This is a genomic window from Niallia taxi (assembly GCF_004005475.1).
In the GTDB taxonomy this organism is placed as follows: Bacteria; Bacillota; Bacilli; order Bacillales; family Cytobacillaceae; genus Niallia; species Niallia taxi.
In genome coordinates this window covers 54,412-72,288 of sequence record NZ_RZTZ01000002.1, presented here as the reverse complement: position 1 = coordinate 72,288, position 17,877 = coordinate 54,412, and the positions used below count along the sequence as shown (strand labels likewise).

Below are 17,877 nucleotides of genomic sequence, written 5' to 3'. Positions count from 1 at the left end.
TTTTTTACTTTATACTAATGATTTTTCATAAGCATCCTGGAACTTCTGAACATCGCCAGCGCCCATAAACAGGATAACTGCCTTTTCATGAGCTTTTAATGCTTCAATACTTTCTTCTGAAATGATTTTGCTGCCTGGTACCTTTTCTGCCAAATCTTCAATGCTCAGCTTGCCATGGTTCTCACGAGCTGAACCGAAAATTTCACAAAGATAAGCAGAATCTGCAAGGTTTAAACTGTCTGCAAATTCATTCAAGAAGGTTTGTGTTCTAGAGAAGGTATGCGGTTGGAAAACAGCCACTACTTCTCTGTCTGGATACTTCTGTCTTGCAGCTTCAATTGTCGCCTTAATCTCTGTTGGATGATGCGCATAGTCATCAATGATTACTTGCTCACCAATGCGCTTCTCAGAGAATCTGCGCTTAACACCCTCAAATGACATAAGTCTTTCTTGCACAATACTTGCATCTAAATCTTCATAATGACTTAGGGCAATGACAGATAATGCATTTAAGATATTATGGTTTCCGAAAGTCGGAATCGAGAATGTATTGTAGTAAGTATTTCTTACATATACTTCAAACGTTGTACCTTCTGTAGTCTTCACAACATTTCTTGCCTGGAAGTCATTTTCATCATCAAAACCATAAAAAACTACAGGCACTTTTGCTTGAATTTTCTGGAGCTGTTCATCATCACCACAAGCAAAGATTCCTTTGTTTACTTGCCAAGCCATTTCTTGGAATGCAGAAAAGACATCATCGACATTAGCAAAATAATCAGGATGATCAAAATCAATGTTTGTCATGATCGCATAATCAGGGAAGTACGATAAGAAATGTCGTCTGTACTCACATGCTTCAAATGCAAAGTACTCTGCATTTTCTGTTCCTCTTCCTGTTCCATCTCCGATTAAATAGGCTGTCGGCTTTGCACCTTTCATAACATGCGCAAGCAAGCCTGTTGTTGATGTTTTTCCGTGTGCACCTGTTACTGCAACGCTTGTGAACTGCTTCATAAAATCGCCTAAAAAACGGTGGTAGCGGACAACTGGAAGACCTAATGCATTAGCTTCCACAACCTCTTCATGCGTATCAGGGAAAGCATTTCCCACAATAATATTCATCCCAGGCTGAATGTTTTCCTTTGAGAAAGGAAGAATTTTAATTCCTGACTGTTCTAAAGCCACCTGTGTAAAAAATCTCTTTTCTACATCCGATCCTTGAACTTGTAAACCCATATCATGCAGGATTTGTGCAAGTGCACTCATCCCTGACCCTTTAATACCTACGAAGTGGTAAATAGTCATATAAAAGAACCTCCAACTATCGTATATCTTTTACACAGTATATGAAATGAACCTATAATTTGCTCATAGCATAAATTTCTCCACTATGGACCCCGTTTATAAATATTTTTCTCCTAAAGACCTTTTAGAAGAGGAAAATATCCAAACGGGGTAGATTTAACTTTTTTTTCCTTTTTTACTCGCATTTATTCATTATACCATCTTTTAATAAGAAAAACTATGTATCAATCATATTCCCTATGGAAAGGAATTATATTAGTGATACATGCAGTTTCCCAAAAATTAATGCTGCTCTGTGTCATGGAGCTGTAAAAACTCCACTTCTGTTATAAGTACATCCCTAGGCTTTGTGCCTTTTGCCTCTGAAATATACCCCTGCTTTTCCATCATGTCAATTAGTCGTGCTGCTCGATTATAGCCGATTTTAAAGTTTCTTTGAAGACTTGATGTAGATGCGCCGCCTTGTTCAATGATAAACTCGCACGCTTCATAGAAAAGCTCATCTTCATCTTCTGACATTTGCACCTTTTTCAATAGCTCTTCTTGTTCAAATAAATAATCTGGCTTTCTTTCTCTTCTTACATGTGCAACGACTTGGTCAATTTCTTCATCTGAAACAAATGTTCCTTGTAGACGAACTGGCTTTGATGTCCCATTCTCTAAGAAAAGCATATCCCCTTTTCCAAGGAGCTTTTCTGCACCACTTATATCAATAACTGTTCTTGAGTCAATTTGAGATGATACAGAAAATGCTATCCGTGTCGGTACATTTGCTTTTATAAGCCCTGTAATAACGTCTACAGACGGTCTCTGTGTGGCAATAAGCAAATGAATGCCGCAAGCCCTTGCCTTTTGAGCAATCCTGCTGATGGCTTCCTCTACATCTGCAGGGGCCATCATCATTAAATCGGCAAGCTCATCAATAATAATAACAATATACGGCAGCTTTTGTGCGTATTGCTGGTTTTGTTCAGCAAGCTGATTAAATTTCGTTATATCCCTTACACCTGCATGTGCAAGCAGTTCATAACGCCGCTCCATCTCCTCAACAGCCCATTTTAATGCAGCTGTAGCTGTTTTCACATCTGTAATAACAGGACTAGCCAAATGAGGAATATAATTATATGGCGCAAGCTCTACCATTTTTGGATCAATGAGTAACAGCTTCAGGTCTTCTGGCTTTGCCTTATACAGAAGACTTACAAGCATCGTATTGATACAAACACTTTTACCAGATCCTGTTGCTCCTGCAATTAGCCCATGCGGCATTTTGCGCAAATCAGTGACAATCGGCTTGCCGGAAATATCAAGTCCTAAAGCAACCGTCAATGGGGAAGCAGAATCTTTAAATTCTTCACTATTAAGGATTTCACTCAGCAAAACAGGTCTGCTCGTACGATTAGGAACCTCGATTCCGATTGTATGCTTCCCAGGAATTGGCGCCTCAATCCGAATGTCTTTAGCAGCTAGGCTCAATTTCAAATCATCGGATAGATTAGTGATTTTGCTGACCTTAACACCAGGCTCAGGCTGTACTTCATACCTTGTAACAGATGGCCCTTGCGTAACATTCACCACTTTTGCATGAACATTGAAGTTTTTAAAAGTATGGTTCAAAAGCTCCGTCTGTTCTTCTATCCAGCCATCATGCTCTGTATTATAAATCGGCGGGCTCAAAAGTTCATCCTCCGGGAAAACATAATACGGCAGCTCTTCGACAACTGGTTCTGACACCACTGCCTGTTCCTCTTGCATTCGAACGACTGGCTCTGACATCACTGCCTGTTCCTCTTGTACTCGGACAACTGGCTCTGACATCACTGCCTGTTCCTCTTGCACTCGAACGACTGGCTCTGTCATCACTGCCTGTTCCTCTTGCACTCGAACGACTGGCTCTGACACCACTGCCTGTTCCTCTTGCACTCGAACGACTGGCTCTGACATCACTGCCTGTTCCTCTTGCACTCGAACGACTGGCTCTGACATCACTGCCTGTTCCTCTTGCACTCGAACGACTGGCTCTGTCACTGCTGCCCGTTCCTCTTGCACTCGAACGACTGGCTCTGTCACCACTGCCTGTTCCTCTTGTACTCGAACGACTGGCTCTGTCACCACTGCCTGTTCCTCTTGTACTCGGACAACTGGCTCTGACACCACTGCCTGTTCCTCTTGCACTCGAACGACTGGCTCTGACATCACTGCCTGTTCCTCTTGTACTCGAACGACTGGCTCTGTCACCACTGCCTGTTCCTCTTGTACTCGAACGACTGGCTCTGTCACCACTGCCTGTTCCTCTTGTACTCGGACGACTGGCTCTGTCACCACTGCTTGTTCCTTTTGCACTTGAACAACTGGCTCTGAAACGGCTACTTGTTCCTCTTGTACTCGGTAAACTGCTTCAGACGCTGCTGCACTTTCAGTTATTGATTGAACAGCTTGCTCTTGTTTCTTTATTTGCTGTTCTTTTCTTTTCGTTTCCAGGAATTTCCTATCCGTATTTAACATTAACACATTAAAAGGTAAAGCTCTTTTCTTTACAGGAGCATTCTGTGGTTCCTTAATTTCTTCCACATCCTTTTGCTCCTGTTTTACAACGGACGTGTCCATTGCCGTTACTTCTGTTTTTTCAATAGAAGGTTGCTCCTCTGTCCATTCAGATGATACTTCCGAATGGCTTGACTGTTCCACTTCCATTTGTATATTTTCATTCCCAGCAAAATCTACCTTCTCATCTATACTATTTGCTGTTTCTTCCAATTTAAGCATTACTGCAGACTCATCGATAAGTGGAAGCTCTTCAAACTGCAGGCTGCTCTCTGCTTTAGTTGAATAACGCTCCTCCAGCTCCACAGCCTCTGCTGCCTCGTTATACTGCTTCTCTTCCTGTGGTAAAATCACATCTACTTTCGCTGTGGTCTGTTCCTCTTCTTGAAGAAGCGGTTCCTCCTCCAGCGCCACTAACTCTGCTGGCTCGATATACAGCTTCTCTTTCTGTGGCAGAATCACATCTACTTTCGCTGTGGTCTGTTCCTCTTCTTGAAGAAGCGATTCCTCCTCCAGCTCCACTAACTCTGCTGGCTCGACATACAGCTTCTCTTCCTGTGGCAGAATCATATCTACTTTCGCTGTGGTTCGTTCCTCTTCTTGAAGAAGCGGTTCCTTCTCCAGCTCCACTACCTCTGCTGGCTCGACATACAGCTTCTCTTCCTGTGGCAGAATCACATCTACTTTCGCTGTGGTTCGTTCCTCTTCTTGAAGAAGCGGTTCCTTCTCCAGTTCATAAACGACCGTCGATGCAGCGTTCATTACTTCTTCTGCCTCTTTTGGCTGTTTTATTTCTTCTACTATTAAGCTAGCAATTGGTTCATTTTGAATTAAAGAATTCAACTCTTCCGTTTCTTCCATTATGAAAGCCGGCTGCAGTTCTTCCTCACTTGAATGTACTGCCGGAATTGAATTTTGAACTGTTGCTTTGTTTAGTTGTGAAGCTTCTGTATTTATGGCTATTTCTTTAGGTGTTTGCTCTATATCCCTTGCATTAGAAATATTGGGCTCCAGTTTGATTTCTGCGGCACCGCTTTTTTCAGAGGAATTGCTTGCTTTTGACTCTTCCTTCTGCAGCTCTGCCCATAAAGCGGCTTGTTCAGCTTGTTCTGCTGCTTCTTTCCTTCTCATGACAGAAGTAAGGAAATCACTGCTGTCAATTTTCGTGCGTTCTACTTCCACTTTTGGTTTTTCTTCGACTTTCGGCCTATTATTATATCCATAAATAGGAGACGGGATTTCTGTCGGTTTAAAAGGCATTTTTGACTGGTAGCTCTTCGGATTTGGAGTGCTTTCTTCAGGTAGTTCCCGCGGCTTCAGCCTGCTATGTATGGCTTGAGAGCTTGTTCTTCTGTTGTTAGAAATCTCCTGCCTGTTCCTTCTATCTGATGGAACCTCCTGCATGCCTTTATTTACTGACACATTCTGTCTTCTTTCATTCGGACGCTCTTGTCTGCCTGTATTAGTCGGCGCGGGTTGCTTACTGTTTAGAGACTGCTCTTGCCTCCCAGTAAAGGTAGCCGCATTTTGCCTTTTTTCAACAGTATGTACTTGTTGTTCTGTATAGCCCTGTCCACTTTGCCTTCCTGCTTGAGCAGGCTCTTGTCTTTCCGTTGCTTGAGCATTCTGCCATCGTTCAGCTTGATGGTCCTGTCTGCTTTGTCTGCCAGGAATGCCTATTTCTTCGTCTGAAATGACGGGAAAACGAAATTTCCCTTTAGGATATTTGTAAATGATTTTTGAATCTTCTTCTTTTCTCCACTCATTATTCCAATCATTTCGAATAAGTGGATCTTCTTGTTTTTCTGCAGCTTCAAATGGCTCCATCTCTTCGTGGTCCTCTTTAATAAACTGCTTTATTACTTTTTTGAACCAACTCACTGTAAATCACTCTTTCCATCTTTCTCTCTATTATTTTAACAGTTTATTGATAAAATCGAGATAAAAATCGATATATTCCCTGTACTATTCTATTATATTTTACTATTTTTCAATTGCAAGGAGGCAAAACCTGCTAAAAAAGCTAACATTCCCCAATATACTACCATACGAAAAAGGGCAGACGCCGAATCAGCAGGACCATTTGTCTATACTGATTCTCGTACACTACCCTTATTTTAAATAACGAATATTACATCCTGTTTTCATTCAGACAATAATCTCGATTCAAACATATTAAGTTTTGCAAACAAGCATGAAGAATTTACTGCTCTTTTTTCTTGTTTTTCCCTAAAATAAACACAGGTTCTAGACTGCCATCTTCATAAAGGAAGGACAGTGCGGTAATTGGAACCCTGCCGCTCGCAAAGAAGCTCATTGTCATTTGCGCCAAAACGTCATAGCCTGTCTCATTTTCTATATCAGCAATAATTAACACATCTTGATGCGGTACAGCAACAGCCATAGTCCCCTTAACTGTCTCACTCATTTCCTTCAGGAAGGAATCGTTAAGAATACGGCTTGCATCATATCCGTCATTCGTATTCAAGAAATAAAATGTGTTGCCTGCAACCTGATCTGTTTTAAGACTCGTCTGTAAAGAACGAGCATTAAAGAGAGCCACTTCCTTAATTCGGCTATGCTCCCAGTTTTCCTTTTGCATGATTTTTTCATCTATGAGACGGTAAGTATTTCCCATATCTAATGCATAATAAATTCTTGTTTCTGCTGTATGTTCATCCACTACAAATGGTATTTCTTCATTAGTTTGCAACGGAAATGAGGTAGAGCGAATAACAGGATAAATATTTTTTTCTTTCCCTTCAAGGGCTGGGTCTTCTACCAATGCAGTTAAGCCATTCTCAATGTAATAAACGACTTCATCTACAGCTTTTTCCTTTTCTAGCTCCCATTTCGCGATAATTCCTGGTAAGGAAATTGTCACCCCTTTGCCAGTATCCTTGCTTTCTATACGAAGTTGATCCTTTTTAGAATCAAACGTAAACACTCTTCCCTCAGCTTTAAGCCTGTCCTGTAAGAGGTTCTTCATTTTTTTGCTGTCCATCTTCATTAACGCTGTTTCCCCCTTTTAGAGTGGGTAATAATAATTGCTTTTCCTATTATAATAGCAGTTGACTGTCTTTTCAAAGAATCTGGAATTCTGCCTACAAAAAAAAGCAGCGTTCAACAGAGACACGCTGCTTCATGCATTTTCTTCTTCCATCACAATGATTCAATAAAGTTCTCGATTTCTTCTTGTGTTTTACGGTCTTTGCTGACAAAGCGGCCAAGTTCCTTACCACCTTCAAAGGCAACAAAGCTTGGAATACCAAACACATCTAATTCGATGCATGTATCAATGAATTTATCACGATCAATGTGGATAAAAGTATACTCGCTGTATTTCTGTTCTACTTCTGGCATAAACGGCTCTATAAACCGGCAATCTCCGCACCAATTAGCAGAAAATAAAAACACATGCTTATTACTGCTATTTTTTAACTCGTTAAACTCCTCTTGTGACTGTAAATCTCTCATTGTTAAATCCCCCAATCGCTTACATTTATTATTTGATACTAACAAAATATCTGCAGTATCACTACTTTTATGCTCGCTTCTTATTATTGACTTGTCTTTAATTCATATTCATATTGGCCAACTAACGACTCCATGACATGTGCGAACATTTTTTGCCTCGTTATTTTGCCATTTGTGAAAACGCCTATCGCCCCCTCATTATGACGGACATTCTTTTTGTTTGCATAACGATCCATAACAGGACCTAGCTCTTCTCCAGCAAGCAGTGCATCAGCCACATCTGCAGGTAAAGGAATGCTTGCGCCTGCGCCAATATATGTACGTCCACACCTAAGGACAAGAGCTCCCCAGTTACAAATAAGCAGGCCATGCTCCGTTTGCTTTACGCCACCTTCAAGACCGATACCGATATCTCCTTTTCCTGCAGCTAAAGCATTTTTGGCGCGGTTAATTGCACCAGTTATCGTTTCTTCATCAGAAAATGGCTGAGCACTTACACCTGATGAAACATCAAGCTCCAAAAATTCCACATCCGGCATTGAGCTGAAGCCTTCCTTTACCGCTCCTGCCTTTGCCGGATTTTTTGTTCCAATACATATAATCATGTTAGACACTCCTATCTGCTTCCCTTTTCTTCCCATTTTCCAATGGAAAAAGAGACAGTGAAATCTGTCTCTTTGGTTATCTATTACACATTTGCTTTAATGGAATCCACCATCGTTTTATCTGTTGCTTTCACAAGCTTCACAACAAGCTCTTTTGCTGCTGCATAGTCATCTACATGAATGATAGATGCGCTAGTATGAATATATCTGGAGCAAATACCGATGACAGCACTTGGCACACCCTCGTTTGAAGTATGCACTCGCCCTGCATCTGTTCCGCCTGGTGAGATGAAGTACTGATAAGCAATATTATTGCTCTCCGCCGTATCAAGGATAAATTCTCTCATTCCTCTATGTGTCACCATTGTACGATCATATATACGAAGCAAAGCACCTTTTCCTAATTGGCCAAATTGATTTTTGTCACCAGAAGTATCATTAGCAGGGCTTGCGTCCAATGCATAAAATATGTCAGGCTGAATCATATTGGCTGCCGTTTGTGCTCCGCGCAGTCCAACCTCTTCTTGTACTGTCGCACCAGAATATAAGGTATTAGGCAGCTGTTCCCCTTGAAGCTCCTTCAGCAGCTCAATAGCAAGCCCACATCCATAGCGGTTATCCCACGCCTTCGCCATAATCTTCTTTTTATTTGCCATTGGAGTAAATGGGCAAATCGGAACAATTGGCTGTCCTGGCTTGATGCCGATTGACACAGCATCTGCTTTATCATCAGCACCAATATCAATAAGCATGTTTTTGATATCCATCGGTTTGCTACGTTGTGCGTCATCAAGCAAATGTGGAGGAATGGAAGCAATTACCCCGATTATCGGACCATTATCTGTCATCACTTGCACTCGTTGGGCAAGCAGCACTTGACTCCACCAGCCTCCAATTGGCTGAAAACGAATCATCCCGTTTTCTGTAATAGAAGTTACCATAAAACCAACTTCGTCCATATGTCCAGCAACCATTACCTTTGGCCCTTCTCCTGTACCCTTTTTCACACCAAAAATACTGCCAAGATTGTCTTGGACTATTTCATCACTGTATTTTTCAAGCTCTGTGCGCATAAAGTTTCTTACTTCATGCTCATTTCCTGCAATACCTCGTAATTCTGTCAATGTACGGAATAAATCCATTGTTTGCTCGTTCATTGTAATGCTCCTCTTTTTTTAAAAATTATGTATTTATTTATTTTATCGAAATATTAATATTATCGCTACCAATATACATAACAATTGCAATATTCTTCTTTATTGTTCAATCGTGAAATTATGGCGTTTTTTTGTTTTATTTCACTTATCTCTGCTATTTTGGCTATAATAATAAACAGATTAGAAAGGAGCAAAGATATGAACTGGAAAACGTTATTGGCAGGAGCGGCAGTAGGTTTTGCAACAAGCTATGCAACAAAGGAAATAATTTCAAGAAACTATTCCATCTCCAGTGACCGTGTTCTTAAATTGGTTAAAGCTGCATTTAAAGAGCAAGGACCAATTTCGGGCAGCTGGATTAATATGCAAAAGGAACCATATGAAACAGCAAATTCCACACACCTGATTTATCGCGGGGGCATCACAAGACTGAATGAGGGAATAAATCAATCCTATGAATTTCTGGCAGATAGCAAGACAGGTGATCTGCTCGATATTTATGAAATCTAATTATACATAGTCCATTGCTAAAGATACTAGCAATGGATATTTTAATCCCGTTTCACTGCTTCCTTTATTTCGCCTTTAGCGTTCCATTTTACACCACGATAGACTGCATCATGATAAAATGTGAACCAAGCATCGTTTTCAATCCCCCAGTTAATCCATTTCTGTTTTTCTTCAATAGATGTCATTGGGTAATCATCGTATGCTGTCACCCACAGCACATTATGATGTGCATGAGTTGGCAGCAAATCCGCCAGATGAATAGCAATATCTCCACCATCTTCTATGATAAGAATAGAGTGTCCGTTACTATGTCCTCCCGTGTGAACAAGCTTAATTGGACCCATACTCCACTTTTGTTCAAAGGTTTTCACTTGGCTTTCAATTGGTCTCCAGTTTTGTTCCCAATATGTATTGCGCGAGCGTATATTCGGATTCTTCATTTCTGTCCATTCTTGATTTGACGTAATAATTTCTGCATTTGGGAATATGGATACAAGCTCGCCAGCTTCTAGCTTGGACAGTCCGCTAGCATGATCGAAATGCAAATGTGTCATCAGCACATAATCAATATCCTGAGGAGAAACTCCGAGTTTGCGTAGATTTTCTTCTAGTGAGGATTCTTCATCCACACCATAATTACGCTTTTGTTTTTCAGTCAATTTGCCATTTCCGATTCCTGCATCAACAAGAATTCGCTTTCCAGCATATTCAAAAAATATCGGGTCACTTGGCAGATTAACTTGGTTTAGCTCATTGGACTCATATTTTTTTGACCATAACGGCTTTGGCACAACCCCAAATATGGCTCCGCCATCCATTTTAGTATTGCCGCCATTTAACCATGTCAACGTAATTTCCCCTATTTTTAAACTGTTCATGCAAGCATACCTCCTAAGAATTGTCGTTAATTAAAATTATATTCGATTTTACTAAGAAGTATAAGAATATAGCATCAAAAAAAGAGACTAGCCCTTGGCATAGTCTCTTTTAAATCATGATTTAAATTGTGTTTCACTACGGAAAATTCTGCTTCCGCGTGAGGAAAACTTCTCTTCATACTCTGTCATAATATTTCCTTCATAATCACTATTATGAAGGTCAAGGCTGACAAATTTCAGCAGCATTCCATACTCAGAAAAGCTTCGCAGCGAGTATTCAAACAAGCCTTGATTATCTGTTTTGAAGTGAATTTCACCATTTGGGATAAGCACTTCCTCATAGGATTTTAGGAAGGTCTTGAACGTAAGCCTTCTCTTTTCATGTCTTGTTTTTGGCCATGGATCAGAAAAATTCAAATAGACGCGCTCAACTTCCCCTTTTAGGAAATAGTCAGTCAGCTTTGATGCATCCAAATTCATTAGCTTTAAATTTGGGACTTCTGCTTCAATTACCCTGTCTAATGCTGCAACAATAACACTTTCTTGCAATTCAATTCCGATGTAGTTAATATGCGGATTTGCTTTCGCCATTTCTGTAATAAATCTGCCTTTACCTGTACCTACTTCTATATGAATGGGTCCTTTACCGCTGAACGCTTGATCCCATTTTCCTTTCCACTCTTCAGGATGCTGGACAGCATATTGAGGATATGCTAGCAGCTTGTCCTTCGCCCATGGTTTATGTCTTAATCGCATTGGTGACACTCCTTCTTAACATATATCCTTTACATATATCCATCAAACAATAACATTCTTAAGGCTATCATGCAATACTCTTTTCTTTTTGCAAACTTGCCCCAATTATAACAAATTAGACAGGGTAATTTTTCAAATGCAAATAAAGTATAAAGAAAAAAAAGAATTCACAACCTATTAGTGAATTCCTTTACTGGTATTTGACCCAAAAATCTTATTTTTAAAGAAACCTAAAAGAAAGGGTGCAACTAGATGCCACTTACACATGAACACCAATTAGGTTTATTAACGGACATTTTAAGCAACCATCAAGAAGACTGCTGTGGTTCTGTGTCTGAATGTGAACAACTTGAACGTCTTGTGACTTCCTTAAAGGTCAACGGCAATATTGACCAAAATATTCTTCCTATTCTGGAGGAAATAAGCCAGTACAGCCAGAGAGGGATTCACACAAGCAATTTAAACAATCACATTGAGTCCTCTCAAGAGCAGCTGTCCCAATGGGTTGACGGCATTAATGGCTTTTCAGGCTAAATAATTAATCCAAGTCATTTAGGAACTGTATCCACTTTTCCATCTCATGATAACGGGATTTCTTTTTATACCATTGGATAGAATTAAGGGTTTGGGCAACCACATACCACTTCATGCGAAGCATGAGGCTGTCTGTCAGTTCAAACCCATACTTTTCAAGCCATTCTGTCCATTCTGATTTTGGGATATACCAGTGAAGAAGCATTCCTAAATCGATTGCTGGATCTGCAATCATCGCACCATCCCAATCGATTAAATACAACTGGTTGTCTTCTGAAAGCAGCCAGTTGTTATGATTAACATCACAGTGACACACAACTTCTTCTTCGCTCTTTATAAATGGAATATTTTCTTCTAAAAAGGCAATAGACTTCGTAATTGTTTCGTTACTAGTCAGCTCTTCATCCAATTCTGCTTTAATGACTGCAAGAATCATATTCGGCATCAGTGTTGTTTTCCCAAGCCTTTTCAGCATTTCCAATAATGGTTTAGATGTATGAATCTTTTTCAGCAGCATAACAACCCTGTCATCTGTCATATCAGATTGGCTGAACTCTCTGCCGATAAGCCACTGCTGTGCAGTAAATACATCCCCATTCTCAAATCTTTTTGTCCAAACAAGTTTTGGGACAATTCCTTCTGCAGACAAAACGGCTAAAAACGGAGAAGAGTTTCTCTTCAAAAATAGCTTCTGGCCATTGTTTTGAGCGAAAAAAGCTTCTCCTGTTTCCCCGCCTGCAGGGGTTATTTCCCAATCTTGTCCTAATAAATGTTCCAACATTGTTCACCTACTATATATATTGCTCCATGATTTTAGGATGAGTCATTCTTGTTTGAACTTTTTGTATCCCTATTTTTTGTAGGATGAACAAACAGATTGATTCGTTCTAACTATTATTCTTAGCGTTTTTACGCGATAAATGGAATATTAATCATCATATAAATTGCCATAATAAACAGAAAAGGACATAGTACAAAAATAATACTATGCTTATAAAAAAACAATGTATCTTAAATAATGTTTTGTTATAAAAAAAGAGAGCTATTACAATCAGGAACTGACAACAATAGCTATCACATTAAATATTATCTCTTATTTGGTTTTTTAGTCAAGTGTATCTGCAATATAATATTATTTTTCAAAAATTTACTTGCAGGCTGTTCAGCCTGCAGCTTTTTTCTTACCAATAATTGTTATGCTAGTGTGATAAATATCTACATTTTCTTCTACATCTGGAAAATCATGCAGATATACTTTATCTTTCATTAAGAGCAGCTTCCATTCACCTTCTGGAAGATCTATTTTCTGATGCTCAATGTCTGCATTAATGAGGATGTGCAAAGTTTCCCAGTCTCCATAACTGCCGACTTCACTTAAAGTATATTCAACAAATAAAGGAGAATGAAACTTAATGCTTGCATGTTTTCTTATTAGGTCTGCACTTTGCAAACGGAGTGCAGCCAAAGATTTTCGCAGTTGAATTAAATCTTTTATAAATTGGACATTGTCAAGGAATGCATCTCTTCTGTCCCAATCAAGCCTGTTAATTTCATCAGGTGATTTGTAGCTATTTTCCACACCATATTTCGTTCGGAAGAACTCCTGACCGCTATGCAGGAATGGAACCCCCTGACTGAGTAAAACAAGTGCAGTAGCAAGCACATGCTTTTTACGTTTATGAGCATCCTCTATATCTGGAAAGCACGCTTCGATTTTATCCCAGAGTGTATAGTTATCATGTGATTCCACATAATTTATCGTCTGAATTGGCTCCATAAACATTCCAGCCTTATCATCCGTTAAGCCAATGCTGCCTGTTAACAGATCTTGCACATTTGGCATGCTACCATTCCCTAAAGCAAATCCACTGTTTTTCAAGTCAAATGTGCTTCCTTTCATTTGGTCACGAAACTGATCATTGAATTGCCCAATCCGCGGCAGCTTTTCTTGGTTGCTAATAATCGCCTTTTCTTCATCTGGAAGCGGCGTTTGTAAATTCCATCCCTCTCCAAATACAAGGATATCTTTGTCCGTATTATCGCAAATTTCACGAACACCTCGCATTGTCACAACATCCAATATTCCCATTAAATCGAAGCGGAATCCATCCACCTGATATTCGTCTAGCCAAAACCGAACCGAATCATGAATATATCTCCGAACCATTAAGCGTTCTGACGCAATATCATTGCCAACACCTGTGCCATTGGCAGGCATCCCGTTGCCATCATAGCGAAAAAAGTATCCTGGGAGGATTTTCTCAAATGGAGAATCTTCTTTTTTGTACACATGATTGTAGACGACATCCATAATAACTCTTATCCCTTGCTCTTGGACAGCATGGATAAGCTGCTTCAATTCCATAATCCTCGCATATGGATTTGTCGGATCAGTTGAATAGCTGCCTTCTGGCACATTGAAATGGGAAGGATTATACCCCCAGTTATATCTTTTAAAGACGTTTAGCTCGTCAACTTCCTCAAAGTCATGGACAGGTAATAACTCGAGATGTGTTACTCCCAGCTCCTTCACATAGGAAAGCCCTGTACTTTCACCTGTGCTTGTTTTCGTACCAAGCTGAGCAGCCCCTTGATATGTTCCCTTCTTATCAGCACCGCTGTTTGGATGTATCGTAAAGTCGCGGATATGTGTTTCATAAATGATGCTATCAACAGGAGAAGGCAGGTCAGGAAGGATGGGCTTCACTGTTTTTGTCTTCCCTAAATCAACAATGACGCCTTTTTCACCGTTGACGCTCACAGCAACCGCATATGGGTCAACCGCCTCTCTCCATTCCAAATTAATAAGAACTAAATATGTGTAGTGAAAACCATCTACATTTTGTTCTAGTTCTGTTGTCCAAACTCCCTTGTCTTGTCTGCTCATCGGTATTTCACTGCGTGTATGATCGTGGGGATTTTGCAAGACTAGCTTCACTTGTTGGGCAGTAGGCGCCCATAAGTAAAAACTGCTCTTTTCCGTACTGTATTGAATGCCAAGCGGACCTTCATAAAAGTAACGCTCATCAAATTCTTTTGTCCTTATTACCGCACCAATTTGCAAATCAGTACTGCCATTGTGATTATCAATGATTTTATAGCTTTTGCCTGCATCTAACTTCACGGAGGAAATACAAGTGTATTTAGCATACTGCTGTACCGTTTCCTTCGCCTTGATTGTTAAACTAATAGAACCTTCATCTCCCTGAACTGTAAAAGCATTAGCTTCACCGCCATGATACATATATGGAAGCAGTATGGTTATAACAGAAAGCTCATCTAAGTAAGCATAATAATCTCTCTTTATGGACAGCATGAATTCCCCACTCCTTCTTCTGTTTCAATTATTAATCAAGACTCCTCATCTCCTGTAGAATCCCAATCATATCTTCTTACAGAGGTTGTCAAACAATATTGCAAAAGACTTTCGGCCCCTTTTAACTGGATCGCCTTAATCGGTGATTGGTTGTTTCTCATCATCTGGAACCATTCATCATAGTTTCTTTTCTCGATGATTTTCAAATCGTAAGGTATTGTTGGATAATCGATATAGCCATTTCTTGTTAAAATGGCTTTTTGAATAGGCAATGTTACATCATGTCTGTCAAAAATACCTCGAATTATTTTTTCTGTTCGGTTCAGTGCAATAACCGGGCTTAAAATCTTTTTTTCTTTGCTATTGTATTTCTTTACCCAAAATTTTTCATTTGAACCAACAAAGACAGCGGAATCTTCTGCTTCCAATACAGTAATACACCAAACTGCAGTTGGCGTTACAAGGATTGTCTCTACCTCAATTGGCGCGTTTTTCAACAAGAAAACTGGTTTATAAAGGACCAGATACGTGTCTGGAAATCGCTGCAAAAAATATTTCAGCAAATCATCATAATAAAATGCTTTCTTAACAGTTGACTTTTCTGTCAGCGTCGAGCTCGCCCATTTCATTTGAAATTGGAAAAGCTGATTCAAAAACTGCAGCTTCAACTGCTCTAAGCTTTTCGGTTCATTATATTCATTTGCTTTATAATCAAAGGAAAATAGTTGCTCCTCCTTGTCTTCCTCTTCTTCTTTAACGATAGCCGGAAAAAGCAGAAGGCTTTCTTCATCCTTTGTTTTTCGATTCATCATCCCTCTGATTTTAAGAAAGATAGATTCCTTTTCTTCTGGTAGATATTCTGTCAAATCTGGATTTTCATAAAATATTTGCATATCTTTTGAGTCAAACGCACTTTTGACTCCTTCCCATTTTTGCTTCTTCAGACGGACAAAGCGAGACGGATATAGTAGTATATTTTGCTGATAGCGTGATATGTAGTCTTTTAGCTTAATTAATTGTGCCAAAGCTTTTCCCCCTAAAAACACCTGTACTTATAATTTTTTTGTATATATTGCTTCATATTTAGGTTCTTTATCTAAATGTGTTTGAAATAATGAAAATTGACTTACATCAAATGAAACCATCTCTTCCACAAATGGAGATTCTAAAGCAAGCCTGTCTGCTTGAAAACTCTCTTGTCCAGCCCATTTCCTCGCAAGGGTAATATGCGGATGGAATGGCCTTTTTTCTAATGTAAAGCCAGCTTGCTTGCAATACGCATACACATTCTCTTGCAGCTTGAATAGAGATGGATTCTCGTCCACTCCAAGCCAGAAAATCCGCGGACTTGCTTCGTTTCCAAATACACCTACTTTATCGATATTTAAAGTAAATTTCTCTGTATTATTCAAAGCATTATCCAAAATTTCCGTAAGCTCACTTCTCTGTTCCTCTGGCGCATTACCTAAAAACGCTAACGTTAAATGATAATCTTGTGGATGCACCCATTTTTTAAAGGGGAATGCTGCTTGAAGCATTGCTTTTTTATCTTCTATCTGTTGTCTGGCAGCTTCCGGCAAGCCAATTGCTAAAAAATAATGTGTGTTCATTGTCATTAAGAGCATCCTTTTAAAAGTAAATTATTTTTTTTATGGGCAATTATAGCTATAATACTATTAAATATTTGTAAAAAGTCCTTTTAGAAAAGAAATATATTGTTATTATATATCCTTTTCACTTGATTTTAATCTTATTGCTCAGGAAACATAAGGTTTAAAAACTTTTACCTTATCAGCAATCACCATCTATCGGCAATTTTATTCATTTCTAGAAAAAAGAAAGTAGGAAATAACAATGAAAATATATCAATCTGTAACTGAACTTATTGGAGACACACCATTAGTCCGACTTAACCGCATTTCAGAAAGTAATGGTGCTGCTATTTACGCAAAACTGGAATATTTCAACCCTAGCCGAAGTGTGAAGGACAGAGCTGCTTTTAGCATGATTGAGGCTGCCGAAAGAGAAGGCAAGCTTGTGCCTGGGGCGACGATAATCGAGCCGACAAGCGGGAACACTGGTATTGGCTTGGCGATGAATGCAGCTGCTAAGGGATATCGAGCAATTCTTGTTATGCCAGACACAATGACAAAAGAAAGAATCAACATCTTAAAAGCATACGGAGCTGAGGTTGTCCTGACACCAGGAGACGAAAAAATGCCTGGCAGTATCAGAAAAGCAATAGAACTGCAAAAACAGATTCCAAACTCCTTTGTACCAATGCAATTTAGCAACAATCATAATCCTGAAGCACACCGAAAAACGACAGCTCCAGAAATAATCGCTGCAATGACAGAGCTCAATAAACCTTTGGCTGCATTTGTGGCAACAGCAGGAACTGGCGGTACAATTACCGGAACTGGTGAAGTTTTGAAGGCAGCATTTCCTGACATACGAGTGCATGTTGCAGAGCCTGCCGGATCTCCTGTTCTTTCTGGAGGAGCGCCTGGCAAGCATAAGCTTGTTGGAACAAGTCCTGGATTTATTCCAGATATCTTAAACCAAGACGTATATGATAAAATTCACTTAGTCAAAGATGAAGAGGCATATGAATTCACAAGAAGATTGGCCCTTGAAGAAGGAATATTAGCAGGTCCATCTTCAGGTGCAGCTTGCTATGCTGCTGTCCAAGTTGCAAAGGAACTGTCACCAGATGATGTTGTTGTCTTTATCGTTTGCGACACTGGTGAAAGATATTTATCTAGTGATGTGTTTGCATTTGATTAACAAAC

At 39.6% G+C, this 17,877-nt stretch carries 15 protein-coding genes; 3 read left to right on the top strand and 12 right to left on the bottom strand.

Features of this window, described 5'->3' with window-relative positions; translation table 11 throughout:
* Positions 1-9: 9 nt before the first annotated feature.
* From murC to EM808_RS05220, 6 genes are all read right to left on the bottom strand, one after another.
* Positions 10-1,308: a UDP-N-acetylmuramate--L-alanine ligase gene (gene murC, locus EM808_RS05245; RefSeq protein ID WP_127736953.1), complete on the bottom strand. Its 1,299-nt coding sequence runs from the start codon at positions 1,306-1,308 to the stop codon at positions 10-12.
* 282 nt (positions 1,309-1,590) lie between these two features.
* On the bottom strand, positions 1,591-5,733 hold the full coding sequence (locus EM808_RS29630; RefSeq protein WP_328590368.1) for a DNA translocase FtsK: 4,143 nt from the start codon (positions 5,731-5,733) through the stop codon (positions 1,591-1,593).
* Between the two features lie 322 nt (positions 5,734-6,055).
* A complete protein-coding gene (locus EM808_RS05235; RefSeq protein WP_127737890.1) occupies positions 6,056-6,856 on the bottom strand; it encodes a DUF1444 domain-containing protein in 801 nt (266 codons plus the stop codon).
* 158 nt (positions 6,857-7,014) lie between these two features.
* Positions 7,015-7,329: a thioredoxin family protein gene (locus EM808_RS05230; protein ID WP_127736950.1), complete on the bottom strand. Its 315-nt coding sequence runs from the start codon at positions 7,327-7,329 to the stop codon at positions 7,015-7,017.
* Between the two features lie 83 nt (positions 7,330-7,412).
* Positions 7,413-7,934: a DUF84 family protein gene (locus tag EM808_RS05225; protein ID WP_127736947.1), complete on the bottom strand. Its 522-nt coding sequence runs from the start codon at positions 7,932-7,934 to the stop codon at positions 7,413-7,415.
* Positions 7,935-8,017: 83 nt separating this feature from the next.
* On the bottom strand, positions 8,018-9,091 hold the full coding sequence (locus EM808_RS05220) for a M42 family metallopeptidase (protein WP_127736944.1): 1,074 nt from the start codon (positions 9,089-9,091) through the stop codon (positions 8,018-8,020).
* A 198-nt stretch (positions 9,092-9,289) separates the two neighbouring features.
* On the opposite strand from EM808_RS05220, the gene EM808_RS05215 reads away from it, so the two are divergent.
* Entirely contained in the window at positions 9,290-9,601 is a 312-nt protein-coding gene (locus EM808_RS05215) for a PepSY domain-containing protein (protein WP_127736941.1), read from the top strand.
* Between the two features lie 41 nt (positions 9,602-9,642).
* Here EM808_RS05215 and EM808_RS05210 read toward each other — a convergent pair whose 3' ends face one another.
* Both EM808_RS05210 and trmB read right to left on the bottom strand, forming a co-directional pair.
* The gene (locus EM808_RS05210; protein ID WP_127736938.1) at positions 9,643-10,479 is read right to left on the bottom strand and encodes a YtnP family quorum-quenching lactonase; all 837 of its coding nucleotides are present in this window, start codon (positions 10,477-10,479) and stop codon (positions 9,643-9,645) included.
* Positions 10,480-10,593: 114 nt separating this feature from the next.
* On the bottom strand, positions 10,594-11,235 hold the full coding sequence (gene trmB, locus EM808_RS05205) for a tRNA (guanosine(46)-N7)-methyltransferase TrmB (protein ID WP_127736935.1): 642 nt from the start codon (positions 11,233-11,235) through the stop codon (positions 10,594-10,596).
* A 252-nt stretch (positions 11,236-11,487) separates the two neighbouring features.
* Between trmB and EM808_RS05200 the strand changes: the two genes are divergently transcribed.
* Positions 11,488-11,769, top strand: coding sequence for a YtzH-like family protein (locus EM808_RS05200; RefSeq protein WP_127736932.1), 282 nt, complete (start codon positions 11,488-11,490; stop codon positions 11,767-11,769).
* A 4-nt stretch (positions 11,770-11,773) separates the two neighbouring features.
* On the opposite strand, the gene EM808_RS05195 is transcribed toward EM808_RS05200, so the two are convergent.
* The 4 genes from EM808_RS05195 to thpR form a co-directional block, all read right to left on the bottom strand.
* Positions 11,774-12,547 carry a phosphotransferase family protein gene (locus EM808_RS05195; RefSeq protein ID WP_127737889.1) on the bottom strand — a complete coding sequence of 258 codons (774 nt, stop codon included), beginning with the start codon at positions 12,545-12,547 and terminating at the stop codon, positions 11,774-11,776.
* A 384-nt stretch (positions 12,548-12,931) separates the two neighbouring features.
* Positions 12,932-15,085 (bottom strand): type I pullulanase, encoded by a 2,154-nt coding sequence (pulA, locus tag EM808_RS05190; protein WP_127736929.1) that lies wholly within the window; start codon positions 15,083-15,085, stop codon positions 12,932-12,934.
* Between the two features lie 35 nt (positions 15,086-15,120).
* Positions 15,121-16,110 (bottom strand): NERD domain-containing protein, encoded by a 990-nt coding sequence (locus EM808_RS05185; RefSeq protein ID WP_127736926.1) that lies wholly within the window; start codon positions 16,108-16,110, stop codon positions 15,121-15,123.
* 27 nt (positions 16,111-16,137) lie between these two features.
* Positions 16,138-16,701 (bottom strand): RNA 2',3'-cyclic phosphodiesterase, encoded by a 564-nt coding sequence (thpR, locus tag EM808_RS05180; RefSeq protein WP_164849580.1) that lies wholly within the window; start codon positions 16,699-16,701, stop codon positions 16,138-16,140.
* Between the two features lie 238 nt (positions 16,702-16,939).
* On the opposite strand from thpR, the gene cysK reads away from it, so the two are divergent.
* The gene (gene cysK, locus EM808_RS05175) at positions 16,940-17,872 is read left to right on the top strand and encodes a cysteine synthase A (RefSeq protein ID WP_127736920.1); all 933 of its coding nucleotides are present in this window, start codon (positions 16,940-16,942) and stop codon (positions 17,870-17,872) included.
* The last annotated feature ends 5 nt before the right edge of the window (positions 17,873-17,877 follow it).